At 73.3% G+C, this 13,730-nt stretch carries 11 protein-coding genes and 1 pseudogene; 11 read left to right on the top strand and 1 reads right to left on the bottom strand.

The window, feature by feature from the left end:
• Nucleotides 1-112 precede the first annotated feature (112 nt).
• The 11 genes and pseudogenes from V3T34_RS22370 to V3T34_RS22320 all read left to right on the top strand — a co-directional run bounded on the left by V3T34_RS22370 (nt 113) and on the right by V3T34_RS22320 (nt 12,913).
• Nucleotides 113-433 (top strand): hypothetical protein, encoded by a 321-nt coding sequence (locus V3T34_RS22370; protein ID WP_305078680.1) that lies wholly within the window; start codon nt 113-115, stop codon nt 431-433.
• A gap of 15 nt (nt 434-448) precedes the next feature.
• Nucleotides 449-1,687 (top strand): annotated as a pseudogene (locus tag V3T34_RS22365) (glycoside hydrolase family 16 protein); the annotation flags it as partial.
• A 727-nt stretch (nt 1,688-2,414) separates the two neighbouring features.
• Nucleotides 2,415-3,143 carry a sugar transferase gene (locus V3T34_RS22360; protein WP_305078679.1) on the top strand — a complete coding sequence of 243 codons (729 nt, stop codon included), beginning with the start codon at nt 2,415-2,417 and terminating at the stop codon, nt 3,141-3,143.
• Nucleotides 3,144-3,154: 11 nt separating this feature from the next.
• Nucleotides 3,155-4,006 (top strand): glycosyltransferase, encoded by an 852-nt coding sequence (locus V3T34_RS22355; RefSeq protein WP_305078678.1) that lies wholly within the window; start codon nt 3,155-3,157, stop codon nt 4,004-4,006.
• A gap of 38 nt (nt 4,007-4,044) precedes the next feature.
• The gene (locus tag V3T34_RS22350) at nt 4,045-5,403 is read left to right on the top strand and encodes a GumC family protein (protein ID WP_305078677.1); all 1,359 of its coding nucleotides are present in this window, start codon (nt 4,045-4,047) and stop codon (nt 5,401-5,403) included.
• A gap of 38 nt (nt 5,404-5,441) precedes the next feature.
• The gene (locus V3T34_RS22345; RefSeq protein ID WP_305078676.1) at nt 5,442-6,524 is read left to right on the top strand and encodes a glycosyltransferase family 2 protein; all 1,083 of its coding nucleotides are present in this window, start codon (nt 5,442-5,444) and stop codon (nt 6,522-6,524) included.
• Nucleotides 6,521-7,951 carry a lipopolysaccharide biosynthesis protein gene (locus tag V3T34_RS22340; RefSeq protein ID WP_305078675.1) on the top strand — a complete coding sequence of 477 codons (1,431 nt, stop codon included), beginning with the start codon at nt 6,521-6,523 and terminating at the stop codon, nt 7,949-7,951. Before V3T34_RS22345 ends, V3T34_RS22340 begins: the two co-directional genes overlap by 4 nt.
• On the top strand, nt 7,948-9,276 hold the full coding sequence (locus V3T34_RS22335) for a polysaccharide biosynthesis/export family protein (RefSeq protein WP_305078674.1): 1,329 nt from the start codon (nt 7,948-7,950) through the stop codon (nt 9,274-9,276). The genes V3T34_RS22340 and V3T34_RS22335 overlap by 4 nt, the downstream gene beginning before the upstream one ends.
• Before the next feature lie 132 nt (nt 9,277-9,408).
• A complete protein-coding gene (locus tag V3T34_RS22330; RefSeq protein WP_305078673.1) occupies nt 9,409-10,815 on the top strand; it encodes an O-antigen ligase family protein in 1,407 nt (468 codons plus the stop codon).
• A complete protein-coding gene (locus V3T34_RS22325) occupies nt 10,812-11,687 on the top strand; it encodes a glycoside hydrolase family 16 protein (RefSeq protein WP_091884854.1) in 876 nt (291 codons plus the stop codon). Before V3T34_RS22330 ends, V3T34_RS22325 begins: the two co-directional genes overlap by 4 nt.
• On the top strand, nt 11,684-12,913 hold the full coding sequence (locus V3T34_RS22320) for an acyltransferase family protein (protein WP_305078672.1): 1,230 nt from the start codon (nt 11,684-11,686) through the stop codon (nt 12,911-12,913). The genes V3T34_RS22325 and V3T34_RS22320 overlap by 4 nt, the downstream gene beginning before the upstream one ends.
• 221 nt (nt 12,914-13,134) lie before the next feature.
• On the opposite strand, the gene V3T34_RS22315 is transcribed toward V3T34_RS22320, so the two are convergent.
• On the bottom strand, nt 13,135-13,449 hold the full coding sequence (locus tag V3T34_RS22315; protein ID WP_060849062.1) for a hypothetical protein: 315 nt from the start codon (nt 13,447-13,449) through the stop codon (nt 13,135-13,137).
• Nucleotides 13,450-13,730: the final 281 nt, after the last annotated feature.

The following is a 13,730-nucleotide window of genomic DNA, read 5'->3' as shown; positions in this document are numbered from 1 at the left end:
ACTTGGACGACCGAGACCTGTCTCCGCTGTCCTCGCCGGCTTCCGGAGCTCTTCCCAAACGTACGATCCGGCCTCGGCGTCCCGCCGGGAACGAGGCCGCATGAGGACATTCATGGCCATTGATCCCAACAACCTCGCCGGCACTGCCACGCTGACCTTCTCGGACGAGTTCCGCGGTCAGGCGCTCGACACGGCCAAGTGGGGGACAGGTTATCCCTGGGGCGCCGCCAACGGCAGCACCAACACCTCCCAGGGCGAAGCGGAATGGTACATCAACGCCGATTACGCCCCGACCGCCAATCTCCAGACCTACACGGTCCACGACGGCGTCCTGGACATCAAGGAGGCCCCCGCCGACGCCGCGACCCAGTCGCTGATCAACGGCTACCACTTCACCTCCGGGATGGTGAACTCGGAGAAGTCTTTCAGCTAGGCCTACGGCTACTTCGAGATGCGGGCCGACATTCCGGCCGGCCAGGGCATGTGGCCGGCCTTCTGGCTGCTGCAGGAGGGCGGTGCGTGGCCGCCCGAGCTCGACGTCATGGAGGTCGTGGGCTCCTCGCCGAACTCGCTCGTGACCAGCGTGCATTGGGACCAGAACGGGCATCAGTTCGTGAACAAGGCGACCGAGGTGTCGGGGCTGTCGAGCGGGGGCATGCACACCTACGGCGTCGACTGGCAGCCGGACACGATCACCTGGTACCTCGACGGCAAGCAGGTCTACGAGGCGCCGACCCCGGCGGACATGCACCAGCCGATGTACATGCTGGCCAACCTCGCGGCGGGCGGCCAGTGGGCCGGGCAGCCCGACGGCAGCACGAACCACATGCTGATCGACTACATCCGGGCCTATTCCGAGATGCCCGGCGGCGGCACGCCTCCGCCGGCCGACACGACCGGCTCCGCGTCCCAGGCCACCGCCACGGCGGCGCTCGCGCCATCGTCGGCCGCCGATCCGGCCGCGACCCCGGCGGCGACCGGGCAGGCCGCGTCCCCGGTGCATGCCGACCTTCCCTGGACGGCCGATCCCACCCACACCGTCACCGCGTCGGCGGGACCGGCCCTGGCCGGCGGGGCCGGCAACGACCTGCTCGTCGGCAGCTGGGGCACCGCCTCGATGGCGGGCGGATCGGGCGACGACACCTACATGGTCGCCAATCCCGCGACCAAGGTGTCCGAGGCGGCGAATGGCGGCGTCGACCTCGTGCGCACCACCCTGTCGAGCTACACCCTGCCGGACCACGTCGAGAACCTGCAGCTCAACGGCAGCGGACCGCAGACCGGCACCGGCAATGCCGGCAACAACATCCTCCTGGCCTCGGCCTGGAACGAGGCCCACCTGTTCGGCGGGGCCGGCGAAGATACGCTGGTGGCCAAGCACGGGCCGGCGACCCTGACCGGGGGCACGGGGGCGGACAGCTTCCGCTTCGATGAGTTGCCGTGGCAGGCCGGCCACGTCACCGACTTCCAGCCCGGCACCGACACGCTCGACCTGCGCAACCTGCTCAAGGCGACCGGCTATGCGGGCACCGACCCGCTCGCCGACCACCACCTGACGCTGACGCAGAACGGTGCCGGGGGGACCGACGTCGCCTTCGACGCCGGGGGCAGCGGTCCCGTCCCGCTGACCACGATCGACCACGTCCTGCCCTCGCAGCTGCATCACGGGGACTGGATGTTCGCCTGAGCGCGCGCACAGGCGGACGAGGCCCGGCGCGGAACACCGCGCCGGGCCGGCACCGGGCTTGGCGGACCGGGCGGGCCCGGGGCTTCGTCCTATCCGGGGGATGCCGAGATCGCGGTGGACGCGTCATGGGCGCCCCCGTCCGGGGCGGCGACGGGCCGGGGATCGGCGATCGCGCTCCACCGGAGGGGGCGGCCCTCGAGGCAGGACGCCCCGGCAGGCCGGGCGCCGCCCGACCCACCCGGTCGCGGGCGGTCGATCGCCGATCGACTAATCCTTCGGGATGAGGCCGGGAACGGGGCGGGCCCTTCGGTTTCCAGCTCGAACGCGGCCCGGAACGGAAGGGCCGTCGCTCGCCTCGTCGCCCGAGCGAAGGGGAGCAGGGTCCGGCGCGCGACCTGTCGGAATCGGACATCCGGCTAGGCATCGCCCGCCTTCGCGGCGCGACGCCGTGCACGCCCGAACTACCGCTTCAGCATAGATTGCGAATTGCCGCCATCCTGGCCCTATTGGCGCCATCGGCATGCGTCAGGGGCCGGAATACAGGAAATCCCTTAAGAAGATCTGAATCGGTCTTCGGCAATTCGCGGGAACGTTCTGTACAGTGCCAAGCGTGGACCGAGCGCGGCGGCTTCGCCGGCCGCCCCCTCCCCGCGCCGTACGACCGGGTGTCCGCATTCCTTCGGCGGCGGGCGCTCCCTGACCTCTCCGGATACCGGGAGGACATCGGATGAACGAGCAATCGGCACGCACGAAGATCGATCGCCATCGGATAACCGAGGCGGACCTCCTCGGGAGTCCAGCGCCAGTCGGCCTGATCGGCCCGCCGGCGAGCCCGACCGCCCATCAGCTCGCCCAAGGAGCGAAGCGGGCGCTCGACGCCTGCGGCGCGGCCTGCCTGCTCGTCCTGCTCTCGCCGTTCTTCCTCGTGATCGCGGCGCTGGTCTCGCTCGACGGCGGCAGCGTCTTCTACGGCCACCGCCGCATCGGCCAGGGGGGACGCAGCTTCGACTGCCTCAAGTTCCGCACCATGATCCCCGGCGCCGCGGAGTGCCTCACCGAGTACCTCTCCTACCATCCGCACGCCCACGACGAGTGGCGCCTGAGCCAGAAGCTCGACCGCGATCCGCGCGTGACGCCGATCGGCGCCGTCCTGCGGCGGTGGAGCCTCGACGAGCTGCCGCAGCTCGTGAACGTGCTGCGGGGGGAGATGAGCCTGGTGGGGCCTCGGCCGGTGACGCGCCCGGAATTGACGCGGTACGGACCGGTCGCCCGCCTCTATACCGGCGTCGTGCCGGGCATGACCGGCCTGTGGCAGGTCAGCGGGCGCAACGACCTCGGCTACGACAGCCGCGTCGCCCTCGACCGGGTCTATATCGAGGGCTGGAGCCTGCGCCTCGACCTCTGGATCCTTCTCGCCACGCCGCGGGCGGTGCTGCGCCGCTGCGGCGCCAAGTGAGGGGGCCCGTCATGCCGGCTCCCCTCCCCGCCGCCCTGCCGGGGCGACCCAGCGTCAGCGTGCTGATGTCCACCTACGCCCGCGAGACCGCGGCCAATCTCGAGGCCTCGCTGGACAGCCTCTGGGCGCAGACCGTGCTGCCCGACCAGGTGGTGCTCGTCCTCGACGGGCCGGTCGGCGACGACCAGGAGGCGGTCGTCGCCCGCCACGCGGCCGGCCCTCACGCCGCCCGGCTCGACGTCCTCCGCCTGCCCGACAACGTCGGCCTCGCCCACGCCCTCAATGCCGGGCTCGCGCGCTGCACCGGCCACTACACGGCCCGGATGGACAGCGACGACCTCTGCCTGCCCGACCGGATCGAATTGCAGACCCGCTGCGCGATGCAGACGCCGGACAGCGACTTCCTCTGCTCGTGGAACGACGAGTTCTTCGACGGCGGCGGGCCCGTGCGCCTCAAGGTCGCCCCGGTGACGCACGAGGCGCTGATCGCCGCGCTGCGGTGGCGCAACGTCATCCAGCACTCGACGATCTTCGTGCGCACGGACTCCCTGCGCGCGGTCGGCGGCTACCGGGCCAAGTACGGCCTGTTGGAGGATTACGACCTGTTCGTGCGCCTCGCCCTGCGCGGAGCCCGCTTCCGGGTCATCCCGAAGGTGCTGGTGCACATCCGGGCCAGCCTCGACCAGCGCCGCCGCCGCGGCGGGCTGCGCTACGCCCTCAACGAGGTCCGGTTCCGGCTCGACTGCCGGCGCGCCGGCTTCCTCGACACCCGGCAGTTCCTCGTGATCACCACGCTCTACACGGTGTTCCGGCTGATCTCGGGCGGGCTGCGCAACAGGCTCTACGCCCTGGCGCGGACCTGACCGCTCCCGCGTCGACCCGATAGGAAGAGGCCATCCCCGTGGACGATCTGACATCGCGCCGCCTCCCGCCGGTCGGGCAGACCATCCGCTTCATGCCGGGCGACCTGCTGAGGCGCGAGGCGCACGTCGACGCCGCCGTCCTGCGGCGCTTCGTGACCGGCTTCTTCCTCGTCCTGTGCGTGGCGGTGGCGGCCTGGCCCGTCCTGCCGCGCCGCTTCGAGGCGATCGGCAGCGTCATCCTGCGCCCGACCGACCGGGAGGGGCAGTCCGACTCGGCGCTCGCCATGCGCCAGCCGCTCGACGACAACGCCGTGCAGTCCGAGATGGACCTCGTCTCGGCGACCTCGGTGATCGACGCCGTCATCGAGCGCCACGCCGTCGCCGCCGATCCGGAATTCGCCACCCCGTCCCTGCTCGCGGACCTCGCCCGCCGGGCCGGCTGGACGCCCGGCCCGGTGGCGCCGACGCAGGCCGACCTGAGGGAGCGGGTCCGGCGTCACCTCGTCGTCGCGCGCGACCGGCGCTCCTACACGGTGCGGGTCGGCTTCTGGTCCGCGGACCCGGCCAAGGCCCACGCCGTCGCGCAGACGCTGGTGTCGGCGTACCTGGACGATCAGGTCACGCGCAAGCGCCAGGCGGCCGAGTCGCTGTTCCAGTGGCTCGAGCTGCGCGTCGCCCTGCTGCGCTCCAAGGAGCAGGACAGCGCGCAGGCCGTCGAGGACTTCATGGCGCGCTCCGGCCTCGTCGATCGCGGCGACCAGATCTCGCTGGACGCGCAGCTCGTCACCCTCAGCCAGGAGGCGGCGCTCGCCAAGGCGCGGTCGATCGAGCTGACGACGCGGGCCGCCACGCTGGCGACGCTGCAGGCGTCGAACGGCCTCGACGGCGCGCCGGAGGTGCTCGCTTCCACCACGATCCAGGCGCTCAAGCAGAGCCTCAGCGCGGCCCTCGGCCGGACGGTGGTGATGTCGCCCGAGCAGCGGGCCATCACCGAGCAGATCGCCGCCGAGTCGAGCCGCATCGTCCGCAGCGCCACCGCCGAGGGCGAGAACTGGAGCCGGCGCGAGGCCGCGCTCCAGGCGCAGATCCGCGCCATCCGCGCCGCGCTGACCGAGCGGCAGAAGGCCACGATGGTGCTGGAGCGCCTGCAGCAGGAGGCCGCCAACGACCGCACGGCGCTGTCCGACGCCCTCACCCGGCTGAAGGGGCAGACCGCCAGCGGCGGGGCGCAGCGCACCGACGTCGAGGTGGTGTCGCGCCCCGAGATGCCGCGGGCGGCCGCCTTCCCCAGCCTGCCGCTCTACGCTCTCGGGACCCTGCTGGCCGCCTGCCTGGCGGGCGCGGCGCTGAACGGGCGCCTGCTCCTGGGATGGGGCCGCCGCTTCCTCGAACTCTGAGTGCCGCCCCGTCTCCATCCGCCGCCCAGAGGATCGCCATGCCGCTCACGCGCCTCGACCGAAATCCGATCTCGCCGGCCCGCTCGGCCGTCTCCGCCCTGATGGTCGTGCGCAACGAGGCGATCCGGCTGCCCCACGTCTTCGAGCATCACCGCAAGCTCGGGGTCGACCGGTTCTTCGTCGTCGACAACGGCTCCACCGACGGCGGTCGCGACTGGCTGCTCGCCCAGCCCGACTGCCACGTCTTCGCGACGCAGGACAGCTTTCGCGAGGCCGGCTGCGGCATGGACTGGATCAACGCGCTCCTGGCCCTGCTGACGGTCGGCAGCTGGTGCCTGTTCGTCGATGCCGACGAACTCCTGGTCTACCCGTTCTGCGAGACCCTGCGGCTGCCCCGGTTCTGCGCGCTGCTCGATGCGATGGGGAGCGAGGGCGTCGAGACGCTGATGCTCGACATGTACAGCCACGGGCCGGTCCGGCAGGCGCACTACACCGCCGGCCTGCCCTTCCTGAGCGTCTGCCCGCATTTCGACCGGACCTACGCGCGCCACCGCCGCCTGGGATCGCGCACCGCCCCGGTCGCGTATGTCGGCGGCCCGCGCCTGCGGGTGTTCTACCCAGAGTTCCTGGAGGTCGGCCCGGCCGGGCTGCTGGCACGCCGGGCGTGGCGGATGCTGCGCCTGCATCCGCTCGGCGAGCGGCTCGGCCTCTCGCGCCTGCCCTGGGGCCGGGCCCTGCCGCCGGAGCTGCGCAAGGTCGCGCTCCTCAGGGTGCGGCCGGGCCTGCACTGGACCGGCAACCACGCCACGACGCCGTTCCGGCCCGCCCCCGTGACCGCCGCCCTGCTCCACTTCAAGTTCTTCTCCGACTTCCACGCCCGTGCCGTCGTCGAGGCGCGGCGCGGCCAGCACTGGGACGGCGCGGCCGAGTACGCCCGCTACTGCGCCATCGCCGAGGCCCGGCCCGACCTGAGCTTCTATTATCAAGGCAGCGACACGTACCGCTCCTCCGCCCAGCTCCTCGCCCTCGGTCATCTCCGGGCGCCCCCGGGCTTCCCGGAAGCCGTCGCGGCCGAGCCCGTGGCGATGCCCGGCGCCCTGCCGCGGGGAGCGAGCCGGTGAGCGCGGACCTCGACTGCGTCGAGCTGCCCCGGTCCGCCGTGCTCCGGAGCATGCGGCGACACATCGGCCTCTCCTTCCTCTCGCACCCGTCCGCCTACGCGGTCGGCGTCTGCGTCGTCAGCCTGCTCAGCATGGCCACCACCCTGATCGTGCCGCGGCTCCTCGATCCGGTCGCCTTCGGGTCCTTCGCCCTGCTCGGGACGCTGTTCCAGTACGCGGCGCGCGCCGATCTCGGCCTGTCGCAGCTCGCCGACCGGGACCTGGCGCGGGCCGGTGCGACGGATGCCGGGGTCGCGGCCGCCCGCGGGATCGCGCTGCTGCGGGCCTCCTGGGCCCTGGGCCTCCTGGCCATCGTGATCCTCACGCCGCTGGCCGTCGCTGGCGCCGTGGCGAGCGGACGGTTCGCGCCCGGGGATGCGGCCCTGGCGGTGGTCGCGGGCGTGCTCGGCATGGTCGCCCACGCCCCGACCTCGCTCTATCGGGCCACCAGCCAGCACTGGGATTTCGCCCTGCTCGCCCTGCTCCAGCAGGCCAGCCTCACGGCGCCCCGGCTGGCCGGCCTGCTGATCGGCGGCGTGACCGGGTGCTTTGCCGCCCTCCTGCTCTGCTCGGGGCTGCTCGCGCTCGCCTTCGCGCATCCCGGTCATGCCCTCGCCTGGCGGCTCCCCGTGGTCCTCCCGATGGTGCGGGCCGCCCTTCCGCTGTTCGTCTTCAACGGCTTCTGGCTCGTCGCCGTCACGGCCAACCGGTGGATCGCGGCGCTCCTGTCGGCTCCCGACCAGCTCGGCCTCTTCGCCTTCGGGGCGAACCTCGCGCTGGTCGGGCTGACGATCGTCGGCGCCGTCGCGCAGGTACGCTACCCCAAGCTCCTCGGCGCCATGGCCCGTGCGCCGGAGGGACGGAGCGACCTCCTGGCGGGCGAGCTCCGGCGGGTGAGCCTCGTCCTGGCAGCCGGCGCGCTCGCGGCGATTCCCGTCACGGCACCGCTGATCGCGCTGCTGTTTCCCGGCTACGAGGCGGCAGCGGGCGCGACCGTCTGGCTCGCCCTCGCCTGCCTGCCGCTGGGGGCCGTCGCCTGGGTCGTCCCGATGGCCCTGGTGCTGACCGACGCGCCGCTGCGCGAGGCGGTGCGGGTGTTCGGGCCGACGCTCGTCCTCCTCGCCGCGGCGATGACGGCCGGGGACGCGCTCGCCGGCATCGCCGGCCAGGGCCTGGCCTGCGCGGCCACCGGCCTGTTCCTGTTCGTCGGCCTCGCCGGGATCTTCCGGCGCGCCGGCATCCTGTCGCCGCAGGCCGCGCGGCGCGCCGTCGCCACCCAGGCGGTGCTGCTCGGCCTCCTCGCGCTAGCGGCCGCCCTCTGGCTGCACGGCGCGGCACCCGGCGCGACAGGCTCCATCCCGGTCCCGAGCGGCGAGGCATCACGATGAGCACAGGCAGGCGGCCCGACGCCGGGGCGTCGGGCGGGCCCCGCGCGGGTCGAGGGCAAAGCCCGGACAAAGCCGGGGCGCCGCGGTCCCCGGGTCCCCGCATCGCGGTCGCGGCCGGCCTCTGGGCAGCCCTGCTGCCGCTCGCGAGCGGCCGGGCCCTGGCCGAGTATCGCCTCGGGACCGGCGACATCGTCGAGGTCGCGATCTTCGGCATGGCCGATTACCGCCGCCGCGTCACCGTCAACATCGACGGCACCGTCTCGCTGCCCTTCCTCGGGGAGGCGAAGGCCGCCGGCCTCAGCCTGGCGGATCTGCGCAAGGCGGTGACGACCGGGCTCGAGGCCAGCGGTACCGTGCGCAATCCGGACGTGACGGTGGAGCTCGTCGAGCACCGCCCGTTCTACATCAGCGGCGACGTCGCGCGCCCCGGCGCCCAGCCCTACCGGCCCGGCATGACGGTGCGACACGCGGTGGCGGTGGCGGGCGGCTACGATGCGCTCCGCTTCCGCGCCGAGAACCCGCTTCTCGCGGCCCCCGAGATGCAGAGCCAGTACGATTCGCACTGGGTCGAGTTCGTCCGTCGCAAGGCGCGGGTCCTGAGCCTCCAGGCCGAGATCGACGAGGGCGACACCGTCGATCTCGCCGTCTTGCGGCAGGCGCCGGTCGATCCCCGGGTCATCGATCAGATCGCCAGCCTCGAGACCCGCGACCTCGCCACCCGGGCGGCCAACTTCCGCAAGGAGCGCCAGGCGATCCAGGCGCTGGTCGCCCAGACGAAGACGTCGGTGGCCGGCCTGGAACGGTCGCTGCGCGAGAGCCAGGCGACCGTGGAGCAGCAGGTCCAGTCGATCGAGCGGACCGCGGGCAACGCCGCCCGCGGCCTGTCGCCGACCTACCGCCTGGAGGAGGAGCGGCGCGCGGTGGCCCTGCTCAAGGGCCAGCAGACCGACGCGACCTCGCGCCTGGCGCAGGCCCGCCGCGAGCTCGCCGAGCTGGAGCGCCGCCTCGACCGCACGGTCGACGAGCACCGCTCCGCGCTTCTCCAGAACCTCCAGGCGACGGTGGTGGAGATGGAGCGGGAGCGCGCGCAGGTGCGTTCGGCCGGGGAGCGCCTGCTCTATACCGGTGCCCTCAAGGCGCAGCTGCGCGGCACGGGCCGCGCCCCGGACATCGTGATCCACCGCAAGGGCGCGGACGGGTCCGTCCGCCTCGCCGTCGAGGAGGGAACCGAGATCCAGCCGGACGACGTGATCGAGGTCGTGATCCGGCCCGACCAGCTCGTCGTCGGCGCCAAGGCGGGAGCGCTCGCCGATGCCGCGCGCTGACGCATCGGTCCGCCGGGCGGCGGCCGCCGGGTCCCGGAACGCCGCTGGCGCGGCGCAGGGGCGAGGTGCCGGAGCGCGGTCCCGGCAGCCGTCCTGCGCCCCGCGCGGGACGGCGACGGGGCGGGGCCGGTGATGCGCCGCGCGGCCTCCCTCCTCGACCGGAGCACCGTCCTGATCCCGCTGCTCGTCGGAGCGGGATGGGCCGGCAGCGTCGCCCTCGGGCCCCGGCTGGGACCGGTGGTCTACGCCGCGCCCGCGCTGGCCGCCGTCCTCGCCGTCCTGGCGATCGTCCTCGCCGGGGCCGCGGCGGCGCGCCCCGCGGGCGTCGCGATCCTGCTCGTGGTCGTGCTCGCCGGCCTGACCATCGCGTTCGACCAGCGGCAGGAGGGCGAGGTCGGCCTGACGCCGCAGAACTTCCTCAAGCTGGTGGTGTGGCTGTTCCTCGCCCTCGTGACGTTGCTCCAGGCCCGCCGCTTCCTCTGGCTGATGCGCGATCCCGTGCTGGCGCTGACGGGCCTGCACGTCCTCGTCGCCCTGGTCTCGGCCGCCTGGTCGCTCGCACCGCTCTACACCCTCGTCAACGGGATCGGCCTGGTCGGCTATCTCGGCCTCGCCTGCCTCGTCGCCGTCCGTCTCCCGGAACGGACGGCACTCCGGGTGACGACCGGCAGCCTGTTCGCCCTCATCGGCGGCGGCCTCGTGATCGGGACCCTCCTGCCGGATCTCGGCTGGATCCCGCCCTCGCACGGCGAGCCGCAATGGCGCTTCCAGGGCCTGTCCGGCCAGCCCAACGTCTACGCGCAGCAGGCCGGCTACCTCCTGACGCTCGCGCTCTGCGCCCGGCGCGAGCGGCATCTGAGCCGGGGCGCCGTCCTCGCCTGCCTCGTGGTGGCGATCGTCGCGATCCTGCTCTCGAACAGCCGCACCACCCTGCTGGCCTGCCTGCTCGCCTGGGCGCTGGTCGGGCTGCGCGAGCGCGGGCGCCTGCGCGCCCTGGCGATACCGGTCGGCGTCGCGGCGGCGCTCGCCCTCCTGGCCGGCTCGCTCGGCGGCGGCACGGGGCTCGACGGGCTCTTCGGCGGCCTCACCCGCAGCGGGTCGGCCAGTGAGCTGACGACGCTGACCGGGCGGACCGAGATCTGGTCGGTCGCCGCCGACCTGATCGCGCAGCGCCCGCTCCTCGGCTGGGGCTACAACGGCACCGAGCAGCTGATCGCCGACAGCGTGCCGACGACCTTCTACGGCAGCCACGTCAACACCCACAACATGAGCGTGCAGCTCGTGCTCGGCCTCGGCTTCCTCGGCGCGCTGCCCGGTCTCGGCTTCGTGGCGGGCCTGCTCTGGCGGCTCCTGCGCTCGCCCGACCCGACCCGCGATCAGGTGACGCTGCTGATGGTCGTCTCCGGGCTGAGCGAGGCGCCGATCTTCATCATGCCGGCCCTGCAGAACCTCGTCGTGTTCGCCGTCCTGGCGCGCGACGCGGCCTGGCGGGTGCCGCATCCCACCCCCCGGCCTCCCCAGGAAGGCGCAGCGCCATGAGCCCATCGCCCCGGCATCCGGCGGCCGCCGCGCTCGCCCTGCTCGCGCTGCTCGCCGGCGCGCCGCCCCCGGCCCGGGCCGAGGACCCGCCGGGCCCGCCATCCGGCTGGCGGCTCGCCTTCGAGGAGCGTTTCGACGACCTCGGGACCTCCGTGCTGGCGCCGGGCCGCTTCGCCTTCGCCTATCCGGACGGCTGGCGGACCAACCGCGGCAACCGGGAGCTCGAATACTACGTCGATCCGCGGCCGGATCACGAGATGGCGCCCCTGGCCGGCGCGACCCCGTTCGCGGTCGCCGACGGCGTGCTCGCGATCCGGGCCTGGCCGCTCTCCGTCCCCGAGCGCCGCGCGAGCCAGGGCCTTCCCTACGCCTCGGGCATGCTGACGACGCACGGCAGCTTCGCGTTCCGCTACGGCTACGCCGAGATCCGCGCCCGGATGCCGCCCGGGCGCGGCCTGTGGCCGGCCTTCTGGCTGCTCGCCCAGAAGGGCGGATGGCCGCCGGAGATCGACGTGCTCGAGGTCTACGGCGACCGCCTGACCACCCTGGACGTCACGGTGCATACCGGCGAGGGCGGGAGCCACCGGCAGGTCCAGCGGAAGGTGCCGGTGCCCGACCTCTCGCAGGCGTTCCACGTCTACGCGGTGACCTGGACGGCCGAGAGCATCGTCTGGTCCTTCGACGGCGCGCCGGTCTTCGAGATGGCGACGCCCGCCGACCTGCACCAGCCGATGTTCCTCCTCGTCAACCTCGCGGTGGGCGGCACCTGGACCGGCAGCCCCGACGCGACGACGCCGTTCCCGGCGCGCTTCGAGATCGACCGCATCCGCGTCTTCGTTCCGCCGGGCGAGCCGCAGGAGACGCGGCGATGAGCGGGGCCGACGCCGCGCGGGCGGAGCGGGACCGGGAGGCCCTGCGCCCCACCCGCTACATCCCGGCGCTCGACGGGCTGCGGGCGGTGGCCGTGCTGCTCGTCGTGGCCTCGCACGCGGCGCCCGCGCACCTCGTCCCCGGCGGGTTCGGCGTGACCCTGTTCTTCTTCATCAGCGGCTACCTGCTGACCGGCCAGCTGGCCGAGGAGCATCGCCGCACCGGCCGGATCGACTTCCGCGGCTTCTACCTGCGGCGCATGCTGCGGCTGCTGCCGGCCGGGCTCGCCTTCGTCGCCGTCTCCGGCCTCGTCTTCCTGGCCCTCGGCGGGTCGCTCGGCGCCGCCGAATGGGTCTCGGCCCTCCTCTACGGGGCGAACTACTTCGACATCCTCGCCGGCTACCGCTCGGACCTGGCGGTCGCGGGCCCGCACGGCGCCGTGGCGGTGGCCCACCCCTTCAGCATCCTGTGGTCGCTCGCCGTCGAGGAACACTTCTACCTCCTCTGGCCGGTCGCCCTGTTCGCGCTGCTGCGGGCCGGCGGATGGCGGGCGGCCGCCGCGCTGCTGGTGCTCCTCTGCCTCGTCGAGCCGGTCTGGCGCGCCGTCCTCCACGCGATCTGCCACGGCCCGCTGCCCGGGTCCGGATGCGGGATGGTGCCGGAGATCCGCATCTACGCCGCGACCGATACGCGCTTCGACTCCCTCGCCTACGGGGCGCTCGCCGCCCTGCTCGCCGTCCAGACCGAGACGCGGCGGTTCCTGCCGCTCCTGCACGCCCGCGGCGCGCAGGCGGCGGCGCTCGGCCTGATCGCGGCGGGCTTCCTCGTGCGCGACGAGACCTTCCGCGAGGTCCTTCGCTACACGGTCCAGGGGCTCGCCTTCCTGATCGCGGTTCCCGCCCTCCTCGTCGGCCCGTCCCGCCTGCGCCGCCTGCTCGAGGGGAGGATTCCGGTCCTCATCGGCCGCCTCAGCTACTCGATCTACCTCTGGCACTGGCTGGCCGGGATGATCGCCACCTACGGCTTCGCGCAGGCCCCGATCCTCCGGGTCGTCGTCTATGTCGGGTTGACGGCGCTGCTGTCCTCGATCAGCTGGCTGGCGATCGAGCGCCCCATGCTGCGCCTGCGGCGCCGGGCGGGCTCGACGGCCCCGTCGCCGGCCACCGGAGCGGTCGTGCCGGGCGCGGCCCGCGCTCCCGCCGCCGTCTCGGTGGCGCCGCGGGCGTGAGGGCTCCTCGAGGCCGCTCGGTCGCGGTCGATGGCGAAAGACTCGTCACCGCGTCGGGCCGCGATCGTCGGCGGGTTGCCGGCCGCCCGTGCCCACCACCGCCCCGGGCCTGACCGTTCGGCTGCCCGTGCCCGCCCGACGGTCGAGAGCCGCCATCCTGCCGCGCAGGCCCCTCGATCGACTCGGCCCGAAAGACCGGTCAGGTCAAGGCCGTCTGCGCTTCAGTCCTGCCGGGCCATGAAAACCTGCGCCCGCTTGTAGGCGATCCGGATCATCCCCGCGTGCCACGGATCGCTCGCATCCAGATCGTCCCAAGGAGGGAAGGACGGGATGCGCCTGCGGGTGTGCTCGTGGAGCTCGCGGGCGATGACGTCGCGCCGCTCCAGGTCGGCAGGAGGAGAGGTCGTCGGCGCGCCAGAGGAGCGGATCCGTCGGGCTCGCATGCAGCGAGCCGCCCGCCTCAACCCCGATGCCGCGCCCGCGACGCAGGCCAGCACCCGGGCAGGTGCGGGGGCGAGGTCGGTGGTGCGTGTCATGGCGCCTCCAGTCCCTCCCGACGTGTCTCGATGTCCTCCGGATCGACGGCTCGCCCGCCCGGTCCCCGTTCGCCTCCGAGTAGAGTCTCTCTCGTCACCCCGATCGCATGCGATCGGGATCCTTCGCTGGAACTGGTGCTCTGCCATTCTACCTTTGGTCAGCCCCCATCGGAGTGGTCCGCCCTGAAGTATGGCTTTGAGCCGACGGAGGACGGACGCGATGGGAACGAAGAAGCACAAACCGGAAGAGGTTGTGGCCAAGCTGCGGCAGGTGGACGTGC

Origin of the sequence: Methylobacterium ajmalii (assembly GCF_036448855.1) — a bacterium.
Taxonomy (GTDB): domain Bacteria; phylum Pseudomonadota; class Alphaproteobacteria; order Rhizobiales; family Beijerinckiaceae; genus Methylobacterium; species Methylobacterium ajmalii.
Note: the sequence above shows the minus strand (reverse complement) of the source record. Positions and strands in the feature narration are given on the sequence as shown.

What these genes read in the sequence shown, in the direction of transcription:
- V3T34_RS22345 (WP_305078676.1), top strand. Translation starts at nt 5,442, where the DNA reads ATGCCGCTCACGCGCCTCGACCGAAATCCGATCTCGCCGGCCCGCTCG.
- V3T34_RS22325 (WP_091884854.1), top strand. Translation starts at nt 10,812, where the DNA reads ATGAGCCCATCGCCCCGGCATCCGGCGGCCGCCGCGCTCGCCCTGCTC.
- V3T34_RS22335 (WP_305078674.1), top strand. Translation starts at nt 7,948, where the DNA reads ATGAGCACAGGCAGGCGGCCCGACGCCGGGGCGTCGGGCGGGCCCCGC.
- V3T34_RS22355 (WP_305078678.1), top strand. Translation starts at nt 3,155, where the DNA reads ATGCCGGCTCCCCTCCCCGCCGCCCTGCCGGGGCGACCCAGCGTCAGC.
- V3T34_RS22330 (WP_305078673.1), top strand. Translation starts at nt 9,409, where the DNA reads ATGCGCCGCGCGGCCTCCCTCCTCGACCGGAGCACCGTCCTGATCCCG.
- V3T34_RS22360 (WP_305078679.1), top strand. Translation starts at nt 2,415, where the DNA reads ATGAACGAGCAATCGGCACGCACGAAGATCGATCGCCATCGGATAACC.
- V3T34_RS22320 (WP_305078672.1), top strand. Translation starts at nt 11,684, where the DNA reads ATGAGCGGGGCCGACGCCGCGCGGGCGGAGCGGGACCGGGAGGCCCTG.
- V3T34_RS22370 (WP_305078680.1), top strand. Translation starts at nt 113, where the DNA reads ATGGCCATTGATCCCAACAACCTCGCCGGCACTGCCACGCTGACCTTC.
- V3T34_RS22315 (WP_060849062.1), bottom strand. Translation starts at nt 13,449, where the DNA reads ATGACACGCACCACCGACCTCGCCCCCGCACCTGCCCGGGTGCTGGCC.